At 53.5% G+C, this 19,288-nt stretch carries 15 protein-coding genes and 1 riboswitch; of the genes, 9 read left to right on the forward strand and 6 right to left on the reverse strand.

All coding sequences use genetic code 11. From position 1 onward, the window contains the following. Positions 1-65: 65 nt before the first annotated feature. Positions 66-245: riboswitch (cobalamin riboswitch) on the reverse strand. A 118-nt stretch (positions 246-363) separates the two neighbouring features. Then, positions 364-1,464: a tRNA (uridine(54)-C5)-methyltransferase TrmA gene (gene trmA / locus AB182_RS24395; RefSeq protein WP_047372334.1), complete on the forward strand. Its 1,101-nt coding sequence runs from the start codon at positions 364-366 to the stop codon at positions 1,462-1,464. 47 nt (positions 1,465-1,511) lie between these two features. Here the strand turns inward: trmA and AB182_RS24400 are convergent, their stop codons facing one another. Together AB182_RS24400 and fabR are read right to left on the reverse strand one after the other, a co-directional pair. Beyond that, positions 1,512-1,865, reverse strand: coding sequence for a YijD family membrane protein (locus AB182_RS24400; RefSeq protein ID WP_047372335.1), 354 nt, complete (start codon positions 1,863-1,865; stop codon positions 1,512-1,514). 10 nt (positions 1,866-1,875) lie between these two features. Next, positions 1,876-2,514 carry an HTH-type transcriptional repressor FabR gene (gene fabR, locus AB182_RS24405; RefSeq protein ID WP_039077269.1) on the reverse strand — a complete coding sequence of 213 codons (639 nt, stop codon included), beginning with the start codon at positions 2,512-2,514 and terminating at the stop codon, positions 1,876-1,878. A gap of 196 nt (positions 2,515-2,710) precedes the next feature. Between fabR and sthA the strand changes: the two genes are divergently transcribed. Beyond that, a complete protein-coding gene (gene sthA / locus AB182_RS24410; protein WP_047372336.1) occupies positions 2,711-4,111 on the forward strand; it encodes a Si-specific NAD(P)(+) transhydrogenase in 1,401 nt (466 codons plus the stop codon). Here the strand turns inward: sthA and oxyR are convergent. The 4 genes from oxyR to argC form a co-directional block, all read right to left on the reverse strand. Beyond that, positions 4,094-5,011, reverse strand: coding sequence for a DNA-binding transcriptional regulator OxyR (oxyR, locus tag AB182_RS24415; protein ID WP_039077271.1), 918 nt, complete (start codon positions 5,009-5,011; stop codon positions 4,094-4,096). The genes sthA and oxyR overlap by 18 nt on opposite strands. A gap of 280 nt (positions 5,012-5,291) precedes the next feature. Further along, positions 5,292-6,665 carry an argininosuccinate lyase gene (argH, locus tag AB182_RS24420; protein ID WP_047372337.1) on the reverse strand — a complete coding sequence of 458 codons (1,374 nt, stop codon included), beginning with the start codon at positions 6,663-6,665 and terminating at the stop codon, positions 5,292-5,294. Positions 6,666-6,739: 74 nt separating this feature from the next. Continuing rightward, positions 6,740-7,516, reverse strand: a complete 777-nt coding sequence (gene argB / locus AB182_RS32170) for an acetylglutamate kinase (protein ID WP_103280952.1) — start codon at positions 7,514-7,516, stop codon at positions 6,740-6,742. 15 nt (positions 7,517-7,531) lie between these two features. After that, a complete protein-coding gene (argC, locus tag AB182_RS32175; RefSeq protein ID WP_047372338.1) occupies positions 7,532-8,536 on the reverse strand; it encodes an N-acetyl-gamma-glutamyl-phosphate reductase in 1,005 nt (334 codons plus the stop codon). A 172-nt stretch (positions 8,537-8,708) separates the two neighbouring features. Between argC and argE the strand changes: the two genes are divergently transcribed. The 7 genes from argE to AB182_RS24465 all read left to right on the forward strand — a co-directional run bounded on the left by argE (position 8,709) and on the right by AB182_RS24465 (position 19,278). Next, a complete protein-coding gene (argE, locus tag AB182_RS24435; protein WP_047372339.1) occupies positions 8,709-9,860 on the forward strand; it encodes an acetylornithine deacetylase in 1,152 nt (383 codons plus the stop codon). Between the two features lie 269 nt (positions 9,861-10,129). Continuing rightward, positions 10,130-12,781: a phosphoenolpyruvate carboxylase gene (gene ppc, locus AB182_RS24440; protein ID WP_047372340.1), complete on the forward strand. Its 2,652-nt coding sequence runs from the start codon at positions 10,130-10,132 to the stop codon at positions 12,779-12,781. A 96-nt stretch (positions 12,782-12,877) separates the two neighbouring features. Next, entirely contained in the window at positions 12,878-13,732 is an 855-nt protein-coding gene (locus AB182_RS24445; RefSeq protein WP_047373429.1) for an AraC family transcriptional regulator, read from the forward strand. A 252-nt stretch (positions 13,733-13,984) separates the two neighbouring features. Further along, positions 13,985-14,647 carry a fructose-6-phosphate aldolase gene (gene fsa, locus AB182_RS24450; protein WP_047372341.1) on the forward strand — a complete coding sequence of 221 codons (663 nt, stop codon included), beginning with the start codon at positions 13,985-13,987 and terminating at the stop codon, positions 14,645-14,647. Positions 14,648-14,700: 53 nt separating this feature from the next. Next, positions 14,701-15,804: a bifunctional L-1,2-propanediol dehydrogenase/glycerol dehydrogenase gene (gene gldA, locus AB182_RS24455; protein ID WP_047372342.1), complete on the forward strand. Its 1,104-nt coding sequence runs from the start codon at positions 14,701-14,703 to the stop codon at positions 15,802-15,804. 136 nt (positions 15,805-15,940) lie between these two features. Then, on the forward strand, positions 15,941-16,690 hold the full coding sequence (locus AB182_RS24460) for a DeoR/GlpR family DNA-binding transcription regulator (RefSeq protein WP_047372343.1): 750 nt from the start codon (positions 15,941-15,943) through the stop codon (positions 16,688-16,690). A gap of 164 nt (positions 16,691-16,854) precedes the next feature. Continuing rightward, entirely contained in the window at positions 16,855-19,278 is a 2,424-nt protein-coding gene (locus AB182_RS24465; protein ID WP_047372344.1) for a glycyl radical protein, read from the forward strand. Positions 19,279-19,288: the final 10 nt, after the last annotated feature.

Consider the following 19,288-nt stretch of genomic DNA (forward strand, 5'->3'; position numbering starts at 1 on the left):
GTGAGAGCATCCACAAAATAATAAGGATGCCGCAGGCGTCATCAATAGCTCGCGATGATGGCACCATATGCGACGTAATACCGGCAGGTCTTCGGGCTAGGAGGTACAACAAGATGATGACTTCCCACATATATATGCAGTGTCTGCTTTCGCTATCATCCCACACATCCTTACCGCTGCGCGTCAGCTCCAGATTTACACTGGATTCCCTTTTAACTCACAGGACCGGAACAAGGATGCTACATTCAGAAACATATAGATGTCCAGACTGCTATGCCGGGAAGTGAAAAAACATCCGGGACTGGACATCCCCTGAGCAATCCCTACAATCCCCGCGTTATTCTTAATCATTCAGGAAGCACAATGACACCCGAACACCTGCCGACAGAACAGTACGAAGCCCAGTTGGCTGAAAAAGTCGTACGTCTGCAAGCCATGATGACGCCTTTTTCCGCGCCCGTTCCGGAGGTGTTCCGCTCACCGGTCAGCCATTACCGCATGCGCGCGGAGTTTCGCATCTGGCACGACGGCGACGATCTTTACCACATTATTTTTGATCAACAGACGAAAAGCCGAATCCGTGTCGATAGCTTCCCGGCGGCAAGCGAGCTGATCAATCAGTTAATGAAAGCGCTGATGGACGGACTGCGCGGCAATAAAGTGCTGCGTCACAAGTTATTCCAGATTGATTATCTGACCACCATGAGCAATCAGGCCGTTGTCTCCCTGCTGTATCACAAGAAACTGGATGATGAATGGCGTGAAGAGGCTACGCGTCTGCGTGATGCCTTACGTGCAAAAAACCTGAACGTGCACCTGATCGGGCGTGCCACTAAAACCAAAATCGAACTGGATCAGGATTATATCGACGAACGTCTGCCGATCGCCGGGAAAGAGATGATTTATCGCCAGGTGGAAAACAGCTTCACGCAACCCAACGCGGCGATGAATATTCAAATGCTGGAATGGGCGCTGGGCGCGACAAAAGATTCAACAGGCGACCTGCTGGAACTCTACTGCGGCAACGGCAATTTCTCACTGGCGCTTGCACGTAATTTTGACCGCGTTCTGGCCACGGAAATCGCCAAACCTTCAGTTGCGGCTGCACAATATAATATCGCGGCGAATCATATTGGTAACGTGCAAATCATTCGTATGTCGGCAGAAGAGTTTACCCAGGCCATGAACGGTGTGCGTCAATTCAACCGCTTGCAGGGTATCGATTTGAAAGGTTATCAGTGCGAGACGATTTTTGTCGATCCGCCGCGTAGCGGGCTGGATGCGGAAACGGAAAAAATGGTGCAGGCCTATCCGCGCATTCTTTATATCTCCTGTAACCCGGAGACGCTGTGTAAGAACCTGGAAACCCTAAGCCAGACACACCGCGTTGAACGCCTTGCGCTGTTCGATCAATTCCCTTACACGCACCATATGGAATGCGGCGTATTGCTCACTGCGAAGTAAAAGCGAAGCGCATTGGCTCATGGGCCGATGCGCTTCATTTATTTGGTTTACAGTTCCGACTTACGGTTACGTATGCGATAACCAATCCAGAAAACCAGGATCACTGACAATACCGCCGGCAGGAAATTAGAACCAATAGCCGGGTATTCCGCCCGTACCACGGTGCTGTAAAGTAACACGCCCAGAATAAAACAGGCCGCTGCCAGGCCCGGCAACCCGACCGGCATAGTCCGGTTTTGATAACGCTGATGCAGGCAGTACACCGTTAGCACCAGTGAAATGATCGGGAAGACGGAAAAAGGCACGATCGAGCTAAAAATCGCTGCAAATGCGCCGTTAATCGATAAGCCAGCGATCAGCGCCAGCAACAATGTACCTCTATCCTGGACAGATTGTTTCATTACTTATCCTTCACTCGTCGGTTTGATGCGCCATTTTTTCTTGTTCACGGCGATACCAGTAATACGCACCTTTGGAGATCATCCTCAGTTGCAATACCAGCCGCTCTTCTAATTGCCTGCGTTGCTCAACGCCGATATCCAGTGCCTCGGCACCCGCGCTGAAAACAATAGTTACCATTGCCTCGGCCTGCGCTTCGGTGAACGCACGCGGCATATGGTTTTCGAGTTCGAGATAATCGGCAAGTTCCGCAATAAAGTGCTGGATTTCACGTGCTACCGCAGCGCGGAATGCCGCTGAGGTGCCGGAACGTTCACGTAGTAGCAGACGAAATGCGTTCGGATTGTTGCCGATGAATTCCATAAAGGTCGAAACGGACGTTCGAATAACGCTGCCGCCTTTTGCAATACGCTGGCGTGCCTGACGCATCAATTGACGCAGCATCAATCCGCTCTCATCAACCATGGTCAGGCCGAGCTCATCCACATCGCGGAAATGGCGATAAAAGGACGTCGGGGCAATGCCCGCTTCACGCGCAACTTCGCGCAAACTCAGGCTGGCAAAACTGCGCTCAGCGCTAAGCTGGCTAAATGCCGCCTCCACCAGCGAACGCCGGGTTTTTTCTTTTTGTTGCGCTCTAACGCCCATCACGATGCTTGAATCCCTCCGCAGACCTGCTGGCACTATACCAGAGAATAAAACTAATCGGATTGTACTGGATTGTGAATGATTGTTTACGAGCTCTTTCTGCTTTACTGCATGAAAAAAGCACAACGATAATTGGGTTATCCCGCTAACGATGTTACTATTATGTTGTTTTTATGTATAAGAACAGGTAAGCCCTCCCATGCCACATTCCTACGATTACGACGCAATAGTTATAGGCTCCGGTCCCGGCGGCGAAGGCGCTGCTATGGGGCTGGTTAAACAAGGTGCCCGGATAGCTGTCATTGAGCGCTATCACAACGTGGGCGGAGGATGTACCCACTGGGGAACCATCCCCTCGAAAGCCCTTCGCCATGCGGTCAGCCGTATTATCGAATTTAACCAAAACCCTTTATATAGCGACCACACCCGCCTTCTTCGTTCTTCTTTCGCCGATATTCTCAATCATGCAGATAGCGTGATTAACCAACAAACGCAGATGCGGCAAGGCTTTTATGAGCGTAATCGCTGCGAGATCTTGCAGGGTAACGCCCATTTTGTTGACCCACACACAGTTTCGCTGGAGTGCCCGGATGGCTCAGTAGAAACCCTCACCGCCGAGAAGTTCGTGATAGCCTGTGGTTCGCGCCCCTATCGCCCGGCCGATGTGGACTTCTCTCATCCACGCATTTATGACAGCGACTCAATTCTGAATATGCACCACGAACCTCGCCATGTGATCATCTACGGTGCGGGGGTGATCGGCTGCGAATACGCGTCGATCTTCCGGGGAATGAATGTCAAAGTCGATCTGATCAACACCCGCGATCGCCTGCTGGCTTTTCTGGATCAGGAAATGTCGGACTCCCTTTCCTATCACTTCTGGAACAGTGGCGTCGTTATTCGCCATAACGAAGAATATGAACAGATTGAGGGGATGGATGATGGTGTGATTATGCACCTGAAATCTGGCAAGAAAGTGAAAGCAGACTGCCTGCTCTACGCCAACGGACGTACCGGTAACACTGACAGCCTGCAGCTGGAAAATATTGGTCTGGATGCTGATGGCCGTGGTCAGTTGAAAGTCAACAGTATGTACCAGACAGCGTTGCCGCATATTTATGCCGTGGGCGATGTCATTGGTTACCCAAGCCTTGCTTCGGCGGCGTATGATCAGGGGCGTATTGCCGCACAGGCGATGGTGAAAGGTGAAGCGACAGCCCACCTGGTGGAAGACATTCCAACCGGCATTTACACCATTCCGGAAATTAGCTCTGTGGGCAAAACCGAGCAGCAATTAACGGCAATGAAAGTACCTTACGAGGTGGGTCGGGCTCAGTTTAAGCATCTGGCGCGCGCGCAGATTGTGGGTATGAACGTTGGCACGCTGAAAATCCTGTTCCATCGCGAAACCAAAGAGATTTTAGGGATTCACTGCTTTGGGGAACGCGCGGCCGAAATCATTCACATCGGCCAGGCGATTATGGAGCAGAAAGGTGGCGGTAACACGATAGAATACTTTGTTAACACCACCTTTAACTACCCGACCATGGCGGAAGCCTATCGGGTAGCCGCGCTAAATGGCCTAAACCGCCTGTTTTAACGCACTGTCGAAATGGCCATCCATCGCACCACGGATGGCCTCTGCCAGCTGCTCATAGCGGCTACGCAGCGGTGAGCCAGGACGATAAACCAGCCCAATCGTACGACGCGGTTCCGGTTTAATGCATGGCAGATATACCACGCCATCACGCACACGTTCACGCGGTACTGCCAGTGCAGGCAGCAACGTGATACCGCTGCCCGCAGCGACCATATTACGCAGTGTCTCCAGACTGGTCGCCCGGAAGTGAGTGTCTTCATCGGCACCCGCTTCAAAGCAGAAGCCCATCGCCTGATCGCGCAGGCAGTGTCCATCTTCCAGCATCAGCAGCTTTTCACCCGCCAGATCGGACATCGGGACGCGGTCGCGATTCGCCCAGGGGTGGTCCTGATAAATCGCCAGCATCATGGGTTCGTCGAACAGCGGCACCTCAATAAAGGCTTCACTCTCTTTTACCAACGCCAGGATTGCACAATCGAGCTTGCCGCTGTCCAGTTGCGCCAGAAGCTGATGGGTCTGCGCCTCATGCAGATACATTTCCAGTTTCGGGAATGTCTGGTGCAGCATAGGGATAATATGCGGAAGCAGATAGGGTCCAACGGTAGGGATTAAGCCAATATGCAGTGGGCCGGACATCGTCTCCCCCTGCTGGCTTGCCATCTCCTTGAGCACTTTGACCTCACGCAGCACGGTGCGTGCCTGATCAACCAGCAGCAAACCGGCCTGAGTGAACAAGACTTTGCGGCTGGTACGCTCCAGCAGCATAACGCCAAGCTCGTCTTCCAGTTTACGAATTTGCCCGCTCAATGTTGGCTGGCTGACGTGGCAGGAATCCGCTGCACGGCGAAAATGGCGGTGTTCAGCTAACGCCACCAGATATTCAAGATCACGAATATTCATTATTCATCCTCCGTCGCCACGATAGTTCATGGCGATAGATAGAATAGCAACGAACGATTATCCCTATCAAGCATTCTGTTCAATAATTAACTCAAGAAACGAAGCGGGACATATTACCCTTGATGCCACTGCCAGTTTTCTCTGAACAACTAAAGCCAACGTGAACATTTGCGGACCCCCGTGGTCCGCTTTTTTTTGCACAGGATAAAAACAAAAGGCAGCCAGCGCTGCCTTTGTCAGGATCGGCTCTCTCGCCCTGAGAGAGGGAACTCAGAGAAGCTTATACCAGGCGATTTTTCGCATCCGCAATGGCCTGAGCGACCTGTTTCGGCGACACGCCGCCTTTTGCTGCGCGTTTATCCAGGCAAGATTGCAGCGACAAAATCGGATACACATCATCGGCAATCACCGCACTGAACTTCTGCAAATCCGCCAGCGCCAGATCTTCGAGTGGTTTGCCCTGGCGGATAGCTTCCACCACGGCCTCACCAACAATATGGTGCGCTTCACGGAATGGCACGCCTTTGGCCACCAGGTAATCCGCCAGCTCGGTCGCATTCGCATACCCCTGCTGCGCCGCTTCCTGGCAACGCGGACGTTTTACCTGAATGCCGTCCAGCACCAGCGCCGCCATATGCAGGCAGTCAAGCCAGGTGTCGAGCGCATCGAACAGCCCTTCTTTGTCTTCCTGCATATCTTTGTTGTACGCCAACGGCAGACCTTTCAGGGTCATCATCATGCCGGTCAGCGCGCCCTGCACGCGGCCACACTTGCCGCGGATTAGCTCCAGCGCATCCGGGTTTTTCTTTTGCGGCATCAGAGAAGAGCCGGAGGTAACGCGATCGGACAGTTCAACGAACCCGGCTTCACCGGTATTGAAGAAAATCAGGTCTTCGGCGAAACGGGAGAGATGAACCATACCGATAGAGGCGTCAGAGAGCAGCTCCAGCACATGGTCACGATCAGATACGGTGTCCAGGCTGTTACGGGTTGCGGATGCAAAACCCAGCCAGCCGGCCAGCTGTTCGCGATCAATTTCATAAGCAGTGCCCGCCAGTGCGCCGCAGCCCAGCGGGCTCACGTCCAGGCGCTTGAGCGTATCCTGCAGGCGGCTTTCATCACGCGCCAGCATTTCTACATAGGCCAGGCACCAGTGGGCAAAAGTTACCGGCTGCGCACGTTGCAGGTGGGTGTAACCCGGCATCACTGCATCCTGGTTATTTTCCGCGGTTTCAACCAGCGCACTCTGCAACTGACGGTTTGCCGTCAGCAGCTCAGCCACCGTGTCTTTGCACCATAGTTTGAGGTCAGTCGCGACCTGATCGTTACGGCTACGCCCGGTGTGCAGTTTTTTACCCAACTGACCGACTTTATCGATCAGTTTACCTTCCACCCAGCTATGAATGTCTTCGGCATCGCTTTCGAGGATCTGCTGCGGATTCGCACGCACTTCTTCAAGCAGGATCTTCAGCGCCTCTTCCAGTTGTCGTTGCTCATCGTTGGTTAATACACCCACGGTGACCAACGCTTTGGACCAGGCCACAGAGCCAACGATATCCTGCTCCGCCAGGCGATAGTCAAAGCGCAAAGAGTCATTGAACTGTTTGAACCGTTGATCTGCTGCCTGAGTAAAACGCCCGCCCCAAAGTGCCATAACATGCTTCCTTAAATTCGTTTAATGTTGCCTGTCTTTCACCCCCTCCGCTCAGGAGAGGGCCAGAGAAAATTTTAAGCCAGAATACGTGTGCCGATCGGTGTGCCGTTAAACAGCGCCGGTAACTGATCCGCATGCCGCCAGGAGGCGATATCCACCGGCCGATTCAGCGTACGCGCCGCATCAAGCGCCGCATTCACCTTCACAATCATGCCATCGGTGATGATGCCCTGCGCGATTAACTGCTCGGCTTTCGCCGCCGTCATCTCGGCAATACGCTGGCCTTTACCATCCAGAATACCGCTCACATCGGAGAGCAAAATCAGGTCTGCGCCCAGTGTTGCCGCCAGCGCCGTCGCCGCCTGGTCTGCGTTGACGTTCATCAGTTCGCCTTCGTCGGTCACACCGATAGAGCTAATCACCGGCAGGAAACCACCGTCCAGCAGCGCGTTAATCAGTTTAGGCGAGCCTGGCTGGGCCAGACCCACATGACCAAGCTCTTCATCCAGCTTCGTCACTTTTACGCTGTCGCCATCGCCAAGGAAGAGACCGACAGATGCAATCTGGTGTTTCTTCGCCCAGGCCAGCAGAGTTTTGTTCGCCGTACCCGCCAACGCACCGGTAATAATGTCGATTTGATCGGCAGGGGTCACGCGCAGGCCATTTTTCTTTTTCACGGGCAGGTTGAGCTGTTTCATCAACTCATCCACTACGCAGCCGCCGCCGTGGACAATGACCAGCGGACGCTGGTGCGATTCACGGTAATTCACCAGCGCGGTAAACAGACGCTCCAGCGCTTCTTCACTATCCAGCAGCACGCCGCCGAGTTTAATAATTAATGGATTCATCATCAGGCCTGCACTCAATTAGATAAGAGACTGGGTTTCAGCGTAGCCGAAACGAATATTGGCACACTGCACTGCCTGTGCAGCCGCACCTTTTAATAAGTTATCTTCGGTGGCCACGACAATCAGATGCTCGTCCTTCACGGCGAAACCAATATCGCAGAATGGCAGGCCAACCACATTTTTCAGCGCCGGAACGCCTTTATCGTACAGGCGTACCAGCGGTTTATTGCCATAAGCCTGGTGGAAAATCTCCGCAACTTGCGCATGGGTCACACCCGGCTTCAAACGGCAGGTAATGGTTTCCAGAATGCCGCGCGGGAAATTGCCCAGATGCGGGGTAAAAATAACCTCAGCCCCCAGGTGGGTGGTGATTTCCGGATGATGGCGATGGTTGAACACGCCATACGGCTGCAGGCTGACTTCACAGAAACTGTTCGAGATCGCGGCTTTACGCCCTGCACCGCTCACACCACTGGTGGCGTTAATCACTGGCCACTGATTCAGTTCCAGCACGCCCGCATCAATCAGCGGCTTAAGGGAGAGCTGAGCCGCTGTCGGATAGCAGCCCGGCACGGCTATCAGATTCGCCTCTTTCAGCGCATCCGTACTCCACTCCGCCAGGCCATACACTGCTTGCGCGAGCAGGTCCGGATGCTGATGGGTAAAGCCATAGAATTTTTCATAGAACGCGGGATCGTTAACACGAAACGCACCAGAGAGATCGAAGACTACGCAGCCCGCTGCGAGAAATTGCGGTGCCAGGTCGTGGCTCACTTCATGCGCGGTTGCCAGAAACACGACATCCACACCTTGCGCGAACTCACTGATATCCGACATCGGCTGCAATGGCAGGTCGACAATGCCTTTCAACTGCGGATGTAAATCAGAGACCAATTTTCCTGCATCATTACTTTGCGCTGAAACCGTCAAAGCGGTTATGTTCATATGAGGATGGCGATTTACATAGGTCACTAGCTCTGCGCCGGCGTAACCGCTGGCACCCACAATTAATGTGTTCAACATCGGGGCAGTCTACCTTCTTAGTACGTCATGTTTGCCAGGGAGTGATTCGACATCAATCCCACGTCGCGCAGTAAAGGCGCCGGATGGGTTCCTTTACGCTCAGCATTAATGTATTTTTATTCACTATTAATGCATGAATATTGATACTATCACGAACTCAGGTATGTCAACAATGAAAATGAATTTGCCACCATTTATCGAGATTTACCGCGCCCTGATTGGCACTCCGTCTATCAGTGCAACGGAAGAAGCCCTTGATCAAAGCAATGCTTCTTTAATCAATCTGCTTGCTGGATGGTTTGGCGACCTCGGGTTCAAGGTTGAAGTACAACCCGTCCCCGGCACACGCAATAAGTTTAACCTGTTAGCCAGTATTGGCGAGGGCGCCGGTGGCCTTCTGTTGACTGGCCACACCGATACCGTTCCGTTCGATGACGGGCGCTGGACACGCGATCCTTTCACCCTGACAGAGCACGATAACAAGCTCTACGGCCTGGGCACCGCCGATATGAAAGGCTTCTTCGCCTTCATTCTTGACGCGTTGCGTGATGTTGATGTGACGAAACTGAAAAAGCCGCTCTACATTCTGGCGACGGCCGATGAAGAGACCAGCATGGCGGGTGCACGCTATTTCTCCGAAAACACAGCGATTCGCCCGGATTGCGCCATCATCGGTGAGCCAACGTCTCTGCAACCGATCCGCGCCCATAAAGGTCATATCTCCACAGCGGTGCGTGTGATGGGCCAGTCCGGCCACTCCAGCGACCCGGCACGTGGCGTGAATGCCATTGAACTGATGCACGATGCCATCGGGCGCATCATGACTCTGCGTGACAACCTGAAAGAGCGCTATCACTACGATGCGTTCACCGTACCTTATCCAACGCTGAACCTCGGCAGCCTGCACGGCGGTGATGCTTCCAACCGTATCTGTGCCTGCTGCGAACTGCATATGGACATCCGCCCACTGCCAGGTATGACGCTGAGCGATCTCGACGGCTTACTGAATGAAGCACTGGCACCCGTGAGCGAGCGCTGGCCGGGCCGCCTGACGGTTTCTGAACTGCATCCGCCGATCCCAGGCTACGAGTGCCCGCCGGATCATCAGTTGGTTGAAGTGGTGGAAAAACTGCTCGGCGAGAAAACCGACGTGGTGAACTACTGTACCGAAGCGCCGTTCATTCAAACGCTGTGCCCGACCCTGGTGTTGGGACCGGGATCAATCAATCAGGCTCATCAGCCTGATGAATATCTTGAGACCCGCTTTATTAAACCCACGCGTGAATTGATTACGCAGGTGGTCCATCACTTCTGCTGGCATTGATTTACCCCCTCGCTCCGAGTAACCACATTCGGAGTAAGGATAAAATTGAGTGACATTGTTCACAATTCCATAAGCAACGCTTATTAGCCGGGAAGCGAATTAAATTTCGTAAATTCACGCCATTTATTCGTTTGCTGAACCGATTTCGCCGCAATTGACGCCGTGGGTTTTACGTGGCTTTATAAAAGGCGGTGTCTGATATCTATCCGTTTCACGTTGCATGGCGGTGGATATAACAAAATAAAATGAGATGGGGTGTCTGGGTTAACATGAACGAACAATATTCCGCTTTGCGTAGTAATGTCAGTATGCTCGGCAAGCTGCTGGGGGATACCATCAAGGATGCGTTGGGAGAGAATATCCTTGATAGGGTCGAAACAATCCGTAAGCTGTCCAAATCTTCACGTGCTGGTAATGAAGCGAGTCGTCAGGAACTGCTCAATACGCTGCAAAACCTGTCCAATGATGAACTGCTGCCGGTAGCCCGTGCATTCAGCCAGTTTCTGAACCTTGCCAACACCGCTGAGCAATACCACAGCATTTCGCCAAAAGGCGAAGCCGCAAGCAACCCGGAAGTGATTGCTCGTACTCTGCGTAAACTGAAAGACCAACCCGATCTCAACGAAGCGACCATCAAGCAAGCCGTCGAATCACTGTCGCTGGAGCTGGTACTGACAGCCCACCCGACAGAGATTACCCGCCGTACGCTGATCCATAAAATGGTGGAAGTGAATAACTGCTTAAAGCAGTTGGATAATACCGATATCGCCGATTATGAGCGCCATCAACTGATGCGCCGACTGCGCCAGCTTATCGCACAGTCCTGGCATACTGATGAAATCCGTAAACACCGTCCCAGCCCGGTCGACGAAGCCAAGTGGGGCTTTGCGGTGGTGGAAAACAGCCTGTGGGAAGGTGTGCCTAACTATCTTCGCGAGCTTAACGAACAGCTTGAAGCGAACCTGAATTACAAACTGCCAGTCGATTTCGTACCGGTACGCTTTACCTCCTGGATGGGCGGCGACCGCGACGGCAACCCGAACGTCACCGCAGAGATTACCCGTCACGTCCTGCTGCTGAGCCGCTGGAAGGCGACCGACCTGTTTCTGAAAGATATTCAGTTACTGATTTCTGAGCTCTCGATGGTTGAATGTACCGACGAGCTTCGCGAGCTGGCCGGTGCCGAAGGCGCTCAGGAACCGTACCGTTATCTGATGAAAAAACTGCGCGGCCAGCTGATGGCGACGCAGGCCTGGCTGGAAGCGCGCCTGAAAGGCCAAAGACTGCCGAAACCAGAAGGTCTGCTGAGCCAGAACGAACAGCTTTGGGAACCGCTTTACGCCTGTTACAAATCTCTGCAAGCCTGCGGTATGGGCATCATCGCGAATGGTGAACTGCTTGATACCCTTAGGCGCGTGAAATGCTTTGGCGTACCGCTGGTGCGTATTGATGTGCGTCAGGAGAGCACCCGTCACACCGAAGCGCTCGGCGAACTGACCCGTTACCTGGGTATCGGCGATTATGAAAGCTGGTCCGAAGCCGACAAACAGGCATTCCTGATTCGCGAACTGAACTCCAAACGTCCTCTGCTACCACGTAACTGGGAGCCGAGCAATGAAACCCGCGAGGTGCTCAATACCTGCAAAGCGATCGTTGACGCGCCGAAAGGATCGGTAGCCGCCTACGTGATCTCCATGGCGAAGACCCCATCCGACGTGCTGGGTGTTCATCTGTTGCTAAAAGAAGCCGGTATCGACTATGCCTTGCCGGTTGCGCCGCTGTTTGAAACCCTGGACGATCTGAACAATGCCAACGACGTGATGACCCAGTTGCTGAACATCGACTGGTACCGCGGCTTTATTCAGGGCAAACAGATGGTGATGATTGGCTATTCCGACTCCGCAAAAGACGCGGGCGTGATGGCCGCATCCTGGGCGCAATATCAGGCACAGGACGCGCTGATCAAAACCTGCGAGAAAGCCGGCATTGAGCTGACGCTGTTCCACGGTCGTGGCGGCTCGATTGGTCGTGGCGGCGCCCCGGCCCATGCGGCACTGCTTTCACAACCGCCGGGAAGTCTGAAAGGCGGCCTGCGCGTGACCGAACAGGGCGAGATGATCCGCTTCAAATACGGTCTGCCGGAAGTGACCATCAGCAGCCTGTCGCTGTACACCAGCGCCATTCTGGAAGCCAACCTGCTGCCTCCACCAGAGCCGAAAGATGCGTGGCGTCACGTCATGGATGAGCTGTCTACCATTTCCTGTGACATGTATCGTGGCTATGTGCGCGAAAACAAAGACTTTGTGCCGTACTTCCGTTCCGCAACGCCGGAGCAGGAACTGGGCAAATTACCGCTCGGCTCACGTCCGGCCAAGCGTCGTCCGACCGGCGGTGTAGAGTCATTGCGCGCCATTCCGTGGATTTTCGCCTGGACGCAAAACCGCCTGATGCTGCCCGCCTGGCTGGGTGCGGGTGCGGCGCTGCAAAAAGTGGTGGAAGACGGCAAACAGAGCGAGCTGGAAGCGATGTGCCGCGACTGGCCGTTCTTCTCAACCCGCCTTGGCATGCTGGAAATGGTGTTCTCCAAAGCGGACCTGTGGCTCGCGGAATATTACGATCAGCGTCTGGTGAAACCTGAGCTGTGGGCGCTGGGCAGTGAGTTGCGTAAGCTGCTCGAAGCCGACATCAACGTGGTTCTGGCCATCGCCAACGACTCCCATCTGATGGCGGATCTGCCGTGGATTGCCGAGTCTATCCAGCTGCGTAATATTTATACTGACCCGCTGAACGTGCTGCAGGCTGAGTTGCTGCACCGTTCCCGTAAAGCGGAAGAAGAAGGTAAAGAACCGGATCGCCGCGTAGAGCAGGCATTGATGGTGACCATCGCAGGCGTTGCGGCGGGTATGCGTAATACTGGCTAACCTTCACAGCCTTGTGCAAAAGGTCACACACAGTGTGGCCTTTTTTTATGTCGCCAGTTAAGGTTGAGCGGTTTCATGCGCGCGGAAAAGGAAACCATGAATTACGACGTCAGCGATCTGCTTACCCGCCTGATTAGCGGCCAGACACCTCTGCGGCAAATCTGTTTTGCCACGGCCGCGGGTCCAGCACCTGCCTCAGCGTTACAGGTGGATTTCCCGCGCCTGGAGATCGTACTGGAAGGAACATTGATGGATCTGAGCATCAATGGAGAAACATCATTGATGACCGAACAAGATGTGCTTTACATCCCCGCAGGCGGCTGGAACGCTCCCCAATGGCAGATGCCTGTCACTATGCTGAGCGTACTATTTGGCAAACAGCAGTTGGGTTTTAGCGTGACTCAGTGGGATGGCAGCGCGTTGCATAATCTGGCTAAACAGCACGTCGCTCGCCGGGGCCCTCGTATTGGCTCATTCCTTCTGCAAACATTGCACGAGATGCAGATGCAGCCGAAAGAACAGCAAACAGCACGCCTTATCGTCGCCAGCTTGCTAAGTCATTGTGCCGATCTGCTCGGCAGTCAAATCCAGACGGCGTCGCGTAGTCAGGCACTTTTCGAAGCCATTCGCGATTATATCGACGAAAATTATGCTCTGCCTTTAAGCCGTGAATCGGTGGCCCAGGCGTTTTATATCTCGCCGAATTACCTCTCGCGCCTGTTTCAGAAAACAGCCGCCATCGGTTTCAACGAATATCTGAACCATACGCGGCTGGAACACGCCAAAACGCTGCTAAAGGGTTACGATCTGAAGGTGAAAGAGGTGGCGCACACCTGTGGGTTTGTCGACAGCAACTATTTCTGCCGTCTGTTCCGGAAAAATACTGAGCGTTCGCCCTCTGAGTATCGTCGACAGTACCACAGCCAGCTGACGGAGAAAAAACTGCAATAACTCAGCCTCAAGACAGGTGAGTATAAAAATGCTATTTGCTGGATTTTTGTAATATGAAAACACCTCGCCATTTTTTAAACTATTTATATTCAACAGGTTAACTGTGCGTCCTCTCTAAATATGATGCAGATCATGCTTTCAGCTGGATATTACATTTGTCTAGTTTTTGGCAGAAATGTCGCGTAGCGGCTCCCGCATTCCCCTCGTATCCTGTAGGCAGAAATCATTCGGGGAAATTTAAGAGGACGTATCATGGAACTGTATCTGGACACCGCCAATGTGAAAGAAGTTGAACGGCTGGCGCGTATCTACCCCCTCGCGGGCGTGACCACTAACCCGAGCATTATTGCTGCGGGTAAGGAATCCATCTGGGATGTGTTACCGCGCCTGCAAAAGGCTGTTGGCCCGGAGGGCATTCTGTTCGCCCAGACCATGAGCCGGGACGCCCAGGGAATGGTGGAAGAAGCCAGACGCCTGAGCAATGCCGTACCCGGCATCGTTGTCAAAATCCCGGTAACTTCCGAAGGCCTCGCCGCGATTAAGCTTCTGAAAAAAGAAGGCATCCCGACACTTGGCACTGCTGTTTACAGTGCAGCGCAAGGTCTGCTTGCCGCGCTGGCTGGCGCGAAATATGTGGCGCCTTACGTGAACCGTGTCGATGCCCAGGGCGGAGATGGTATCCGCACCGTACAGGAACTGCAAAGCCTGCTCGAACAACATGCCCCGGGAAGTAAAGTACTGGCAGCCAGCTTCAAAACTCCGCGCCAGGCGCTCGATTGCCTGCTGGCAGGTTGTGAAGCGATCACGCTTCCCCTGGATGTAGCGCAACAAATGCTCAATACACCTGCGGTAGAGTCGGCCATAGAGAAGTTTGAGCAGGACTGGAGTAACGCATTTGGCAATCTAAACCTGTAACCCGGCGCCAGGGTCACGGTACGTGGCCCGCATCGCCAGAATGGAGGAAATGTATGGACCGCATTATTCAATCCCCAGGTAAGTATATTCAGGGTGCAGACGTTATCACCCGTCTCGGTGAGTATCTCAAACCGCTGGCAGCAAGCTGGTTGGTTGTGGGGGACAAATTTGTCTTAGGTTTCGCCCAGGAGACGCTGCAAAAAAGTCTGGCAGATGCCGGACTTGCCTGCGAAGTGGTGCCTTTCGGCGGCGAATGCTCCCAAAATGAGATCGACCGTCTGCGTACCATCGCGGAAAAAGCAAAATGCGGCGCGGTGCTCGGTATCGGCGGCGGTAAAACGCTGGATACGGCAAAAGCGCTGGCCCACTTTATGGGCATACCTGTCGCTATCGCGCCAACTATCGCTTCCACAGACGCACCCTGTAGCGCGCTCTCGGTTATCTATACCGACGAAGGCGAGTTTGATCGTTACCTGATGCTGCCCAATAACCCGGATCGCGTCATTGTCGACACCAAAATCGTAGCCGGCGCACCGGCGCGTTTACTGGCTGCCGGTATCGGTGATGCGCTGGCAACGTGGTTTGAAGCCCGAGCCTGTTCGCGCAGCGGCGCCACCACCATGGCAGGAGGACAGTGCACTCAGGCAGCATTAGCGCTGGCAGAGCTTTGCTACAACACGCTGATCGCCGAAGGCGAAAAAGCGATGCTGGCCGCCGAGCAGCACGTGGTCACGCCAGCGCTGGAACGTGTTATTGAAGCCAATACCTATCTGAGCGGCGTGGGTTTTGAGAGCGGCGGTCTGGCTGCGGCACATGCTATCCACAACGGTCTGACGGCTATTCCCGATGCGCACCATTACTACCACGGCGAGAAAGTGGCATTTGGTACGCTGACGCAGCTGGTTCTGGAAAACGCGCCAGCGGAAGAAATTGAAACCGTCGCTGCGCTTTGCCACACCGTTGGGTTGCCTGTTACGCTGGCACAGCTGGATATTACGGACGACATCCCCGCCAAAATGCGTATCGTGGCAGAAGCAGCCTGTGCCGAAGGCGAAACCATCCATAACATGCCTGGCGGCGCGACGGCAGATGAGGTGTACGCCGCGCTCCTGGTCGCCGACCAGTACGGTCAACGCTTCCTTGCAGAGTGGGAATAACCCCCTCACACTCCCGGTGATATCCGGGAGTGTTTCTTTATGTTCCTTTCAAGCCATATTGCCACGGTAATTTATGTGCTTTATAGTGCGTTTTTCCTCTTAGTGAACCCGCACCATGCAATCATCAGACAGAAGAATGCGCATCTATGCCATTCTGCAGCAGGACAAAAAGGTCGTGGTCAATGACCTGGCAGAGAAGTTTGGCGTCACCAAAATGACCATTCGCCGCGACCTTTCCTTCTTCGAAAAGCAGGGCATTGTAAAAACCAGCTACGGTGGCGCATATCTCACCAGCGGTGCCAGCGTAGAGCCCAGCTTCCAGCTTAAATCAGTACAAATGGTCGATGATAAGCACCTGATCGGGAAAAAAGCGGCTGATTTAGTAGAAGATGGCGATACCATTATCATCGACTGCGGCACCACGGCGCTGGCCTTTGCCCAATGTATTTTCGACAAGAAAATCATGGTGATCACCAACTCTGTCCCTGTCGTAAACCTGCTTAAAGGCCGCAGTAACATTAAGTTGATTGTGGCACCAGGTGAATATGAAGACGACACCCAGGGCATGGTCTCTTTCAGTACCGCCGAGTTTTTCAGCACTCTCCATGCCGATAAAGTCTTTCTCAGCACCCAGGGCATCAACGAACAGGGTGAACTTACTGTCCCCAAAATGACCGACGCTCATGTGAAGCGCGCGCTGGCCGATGCCGGGCGGCAGAAAATCCTGCTGGCGGATAAAAGCAAATTTGGCCAGACCTTCCTTGCGGGTCATGGTCATCTGGGTGATTTCGATACGATCGTCAGCCAGAGCGGCATGTCGGACGACATCCTCTCCCTTCTTAACAGCCATTCAGCTGAACTCATTCTGGCCGACAGCGCCGAATAATCCTTCGCGCCCATACACGGGCGCCTGTGTTTCCTTCACCTTTAAATGTTCCATTTAGATTCTTTTGTGACAAAAGAAACATAATGAATCATTTTAAGGTTGACAAAAACACACCTCAAGCATGAAATGCACACAGAGAAACCATTTCACCAGTGAGGGAATTTATGAACGGATTACTCAGCTTCAAACCCACCAATAACGATTGTGATTTCGAACGCATCGCTAAAAAACAGGACCAGATGTTCCACCGCGTAGCGACAATCTGCCCGGAGCGTGCCGAAATCATTACTGAGTCTTTCAAACGCTCAGAAGGCAAATCGATCGTTATTCGCCGCGCGCTGGCAATGGCCGATATTCTTGAAAAAATGACCATCTATATCGAACCGGACATGCTGATTGCCGGCAACCAGGCCAGTGCGAACTTCGCCGCGCCGGTCTTCCCGGAATATTCATTCAACTGGGTGATTGAAGAGCTGGATCAATTTGATAAACGCTCAGGCGACAGCTTCCAGGTAAGCGAAGAGACGAAAGCACGTCTGCGTGTATTGCAGGATTACTGGCAGGGTAAAACCCATCAGGATGAAGTGCTGGCTAACCTGCCGCACATTAACCGCCTGGCGGAAAAACAGGGGGTACTGCACCGCGGCGGCATCAGTATGTCTGGCGATGGTCACATCATTCCTAACCATGACTTCGTACTGGAAGTGGGCTACGGCGGTATGCGTGATATCGCGAAACAGCACCTGGCGGAAGATACCGACCTGACCGACGAACAAAAAGATTTCTACCAGGCCGTGATCATCACCATGGAAGCGGCACTGAATTACTGTAAGCGCTTCTCCCTGCTTGCTAAAGAAGAGGCAGCGAAAACGACCGATGCAAAACGTCGCGACGAACTGCAGGCGATGAGCGAGATGTTTGCCCATCTGATGGAAGGCAAAGCGCGCAACTTCTGGGAAGCCGTAGAGACCGTTTACCTCACACACCTGCTGATGATGATCGAGAGTAACGGTCACTCCTTTTCTTTTGGTCGCTTCGATCAGTACGTCTGGCCGTTCTACGAAGCGGATATCAATTCTGGCAAAATCAGCAAAGAGAAGGCGCTGGAGATCCTGACCCACTTCTTCATCATGACCAACAGCCTCAACAAAGTGCGCCCCTGGGGCCATACCCAGTACAGCGGCGGCTACCCGCTCTATTCCAACCTGATGGTTGGCGGGATGAAGCCAGACGGCACTGACGGCACCAATGACCTCTCTTACCTGTCGCTGGAAGCCATGGCACTGACCGGCCTGCCGGAACCTAACCTGAGCGTACGCTTCTCCAAAGATACTCCGCACTCACTGATGCAAGACTCGGCAAAACTGATCCGTAAAGGCTTCGGCATGCCGTCTATTTTCTGTGACGAAGTGGTGATTCCGGCGATGATGACGCTGGGTCTGAGTGAAGAAGTCGCGCGCGAATATGCCTCGATGGGCTGCGTGGAAACCGCTATTCCGGGACGCTGGGGCCACCGTGCTACCGGTATGACCTACGTAAACTTCGGCAAAATCCTTGAACTGGTGATGAACAACGGCTGCGATCCGACAACCGGCGTTCAACTGGTGAATGTGAACGGCAAAGAAGGCCGCGACATTAACTACGCCTCTTATGATGAAGTCTGGGCGGCATGGAACCAGCTGCTGGCGTTCTACTCCGACCTGGCGGTGGATTGCGACCGGGTTTGCGACCGCGCGCTGAAATATCACGATGCCGACGCCTTCGCTTCCGCCACCATTAACTGCTGTCTGGAACGCGGTAAGACACTGAAAAATGGCGGCGCGGAGTATGACTTCGTCAGTTCCTCCAATATCGGGCCATCCGTGGTGGGCGACAGCCTGGCTGCAGTGAAGAAACTGGTCTTTGATGACAAGGTGCTGACGCTGAAACAACTGCGCGACGCCATGGACAGCAATTTTGACGGCATTGAAGGCGCTCGTGTACGTAAGCTTTGCCGTAACGCGCCGAAGTTCGGTAACGATATCGACTATGTGGATAACATCGTCGCCGATGTGTTCGAGTCCTATCTCAAACTGTTGCCGAAATATAAAACGGATCGTTATGGCAAAGGACCAAAAGGCTGCGGCTACACCATGTCAACCTCCAACATCACCTCCTACGTGCCAAATGGTTTTGATGTGGGCGCAACGCCGGATGGCCGCCTGGCGACCATGCCGCTTAACGAAGGAGCGTCACCGTGCCTCGGCGCGGACAAAGAGGGTCCGACGGCGGTCATTAACTCCATCGCTAAACTACCTAACCAGAAAATTGCCGGTGGTCAGTTGCTGAACATGAAGTTCACCCCGAGCGCGCTGGAAGGCGAGGATAATCTGGAAAAATTCACCGCCTTTATGGAAGCCGGTCGTGCGAAAAATATTTTCCACAATCAGTTCAACATCATCGATTCAAACATCCTGCGGGCGGCAAAAGAACATCCGGAAGATTATCCGAACCTGATGGTACGCGTCGCCGGTTATTGTGCCCTGTTCTCCACGCTGATGCCGGAAGCACAGGATGCGATCATCGCCCGAACTGAACTGAGCTGGTAAGTGTGAGGTG

Source organism: Phytobacter ursingii (assembly GCF_001022135.1).
GTDB classification, from domain to species: Bacteria; Pseudomonadota; Gammaproteobacteria; order Enterobacterales; family Enterobacteriaceae; genus Phytobacter; species Phytobacter ursingii.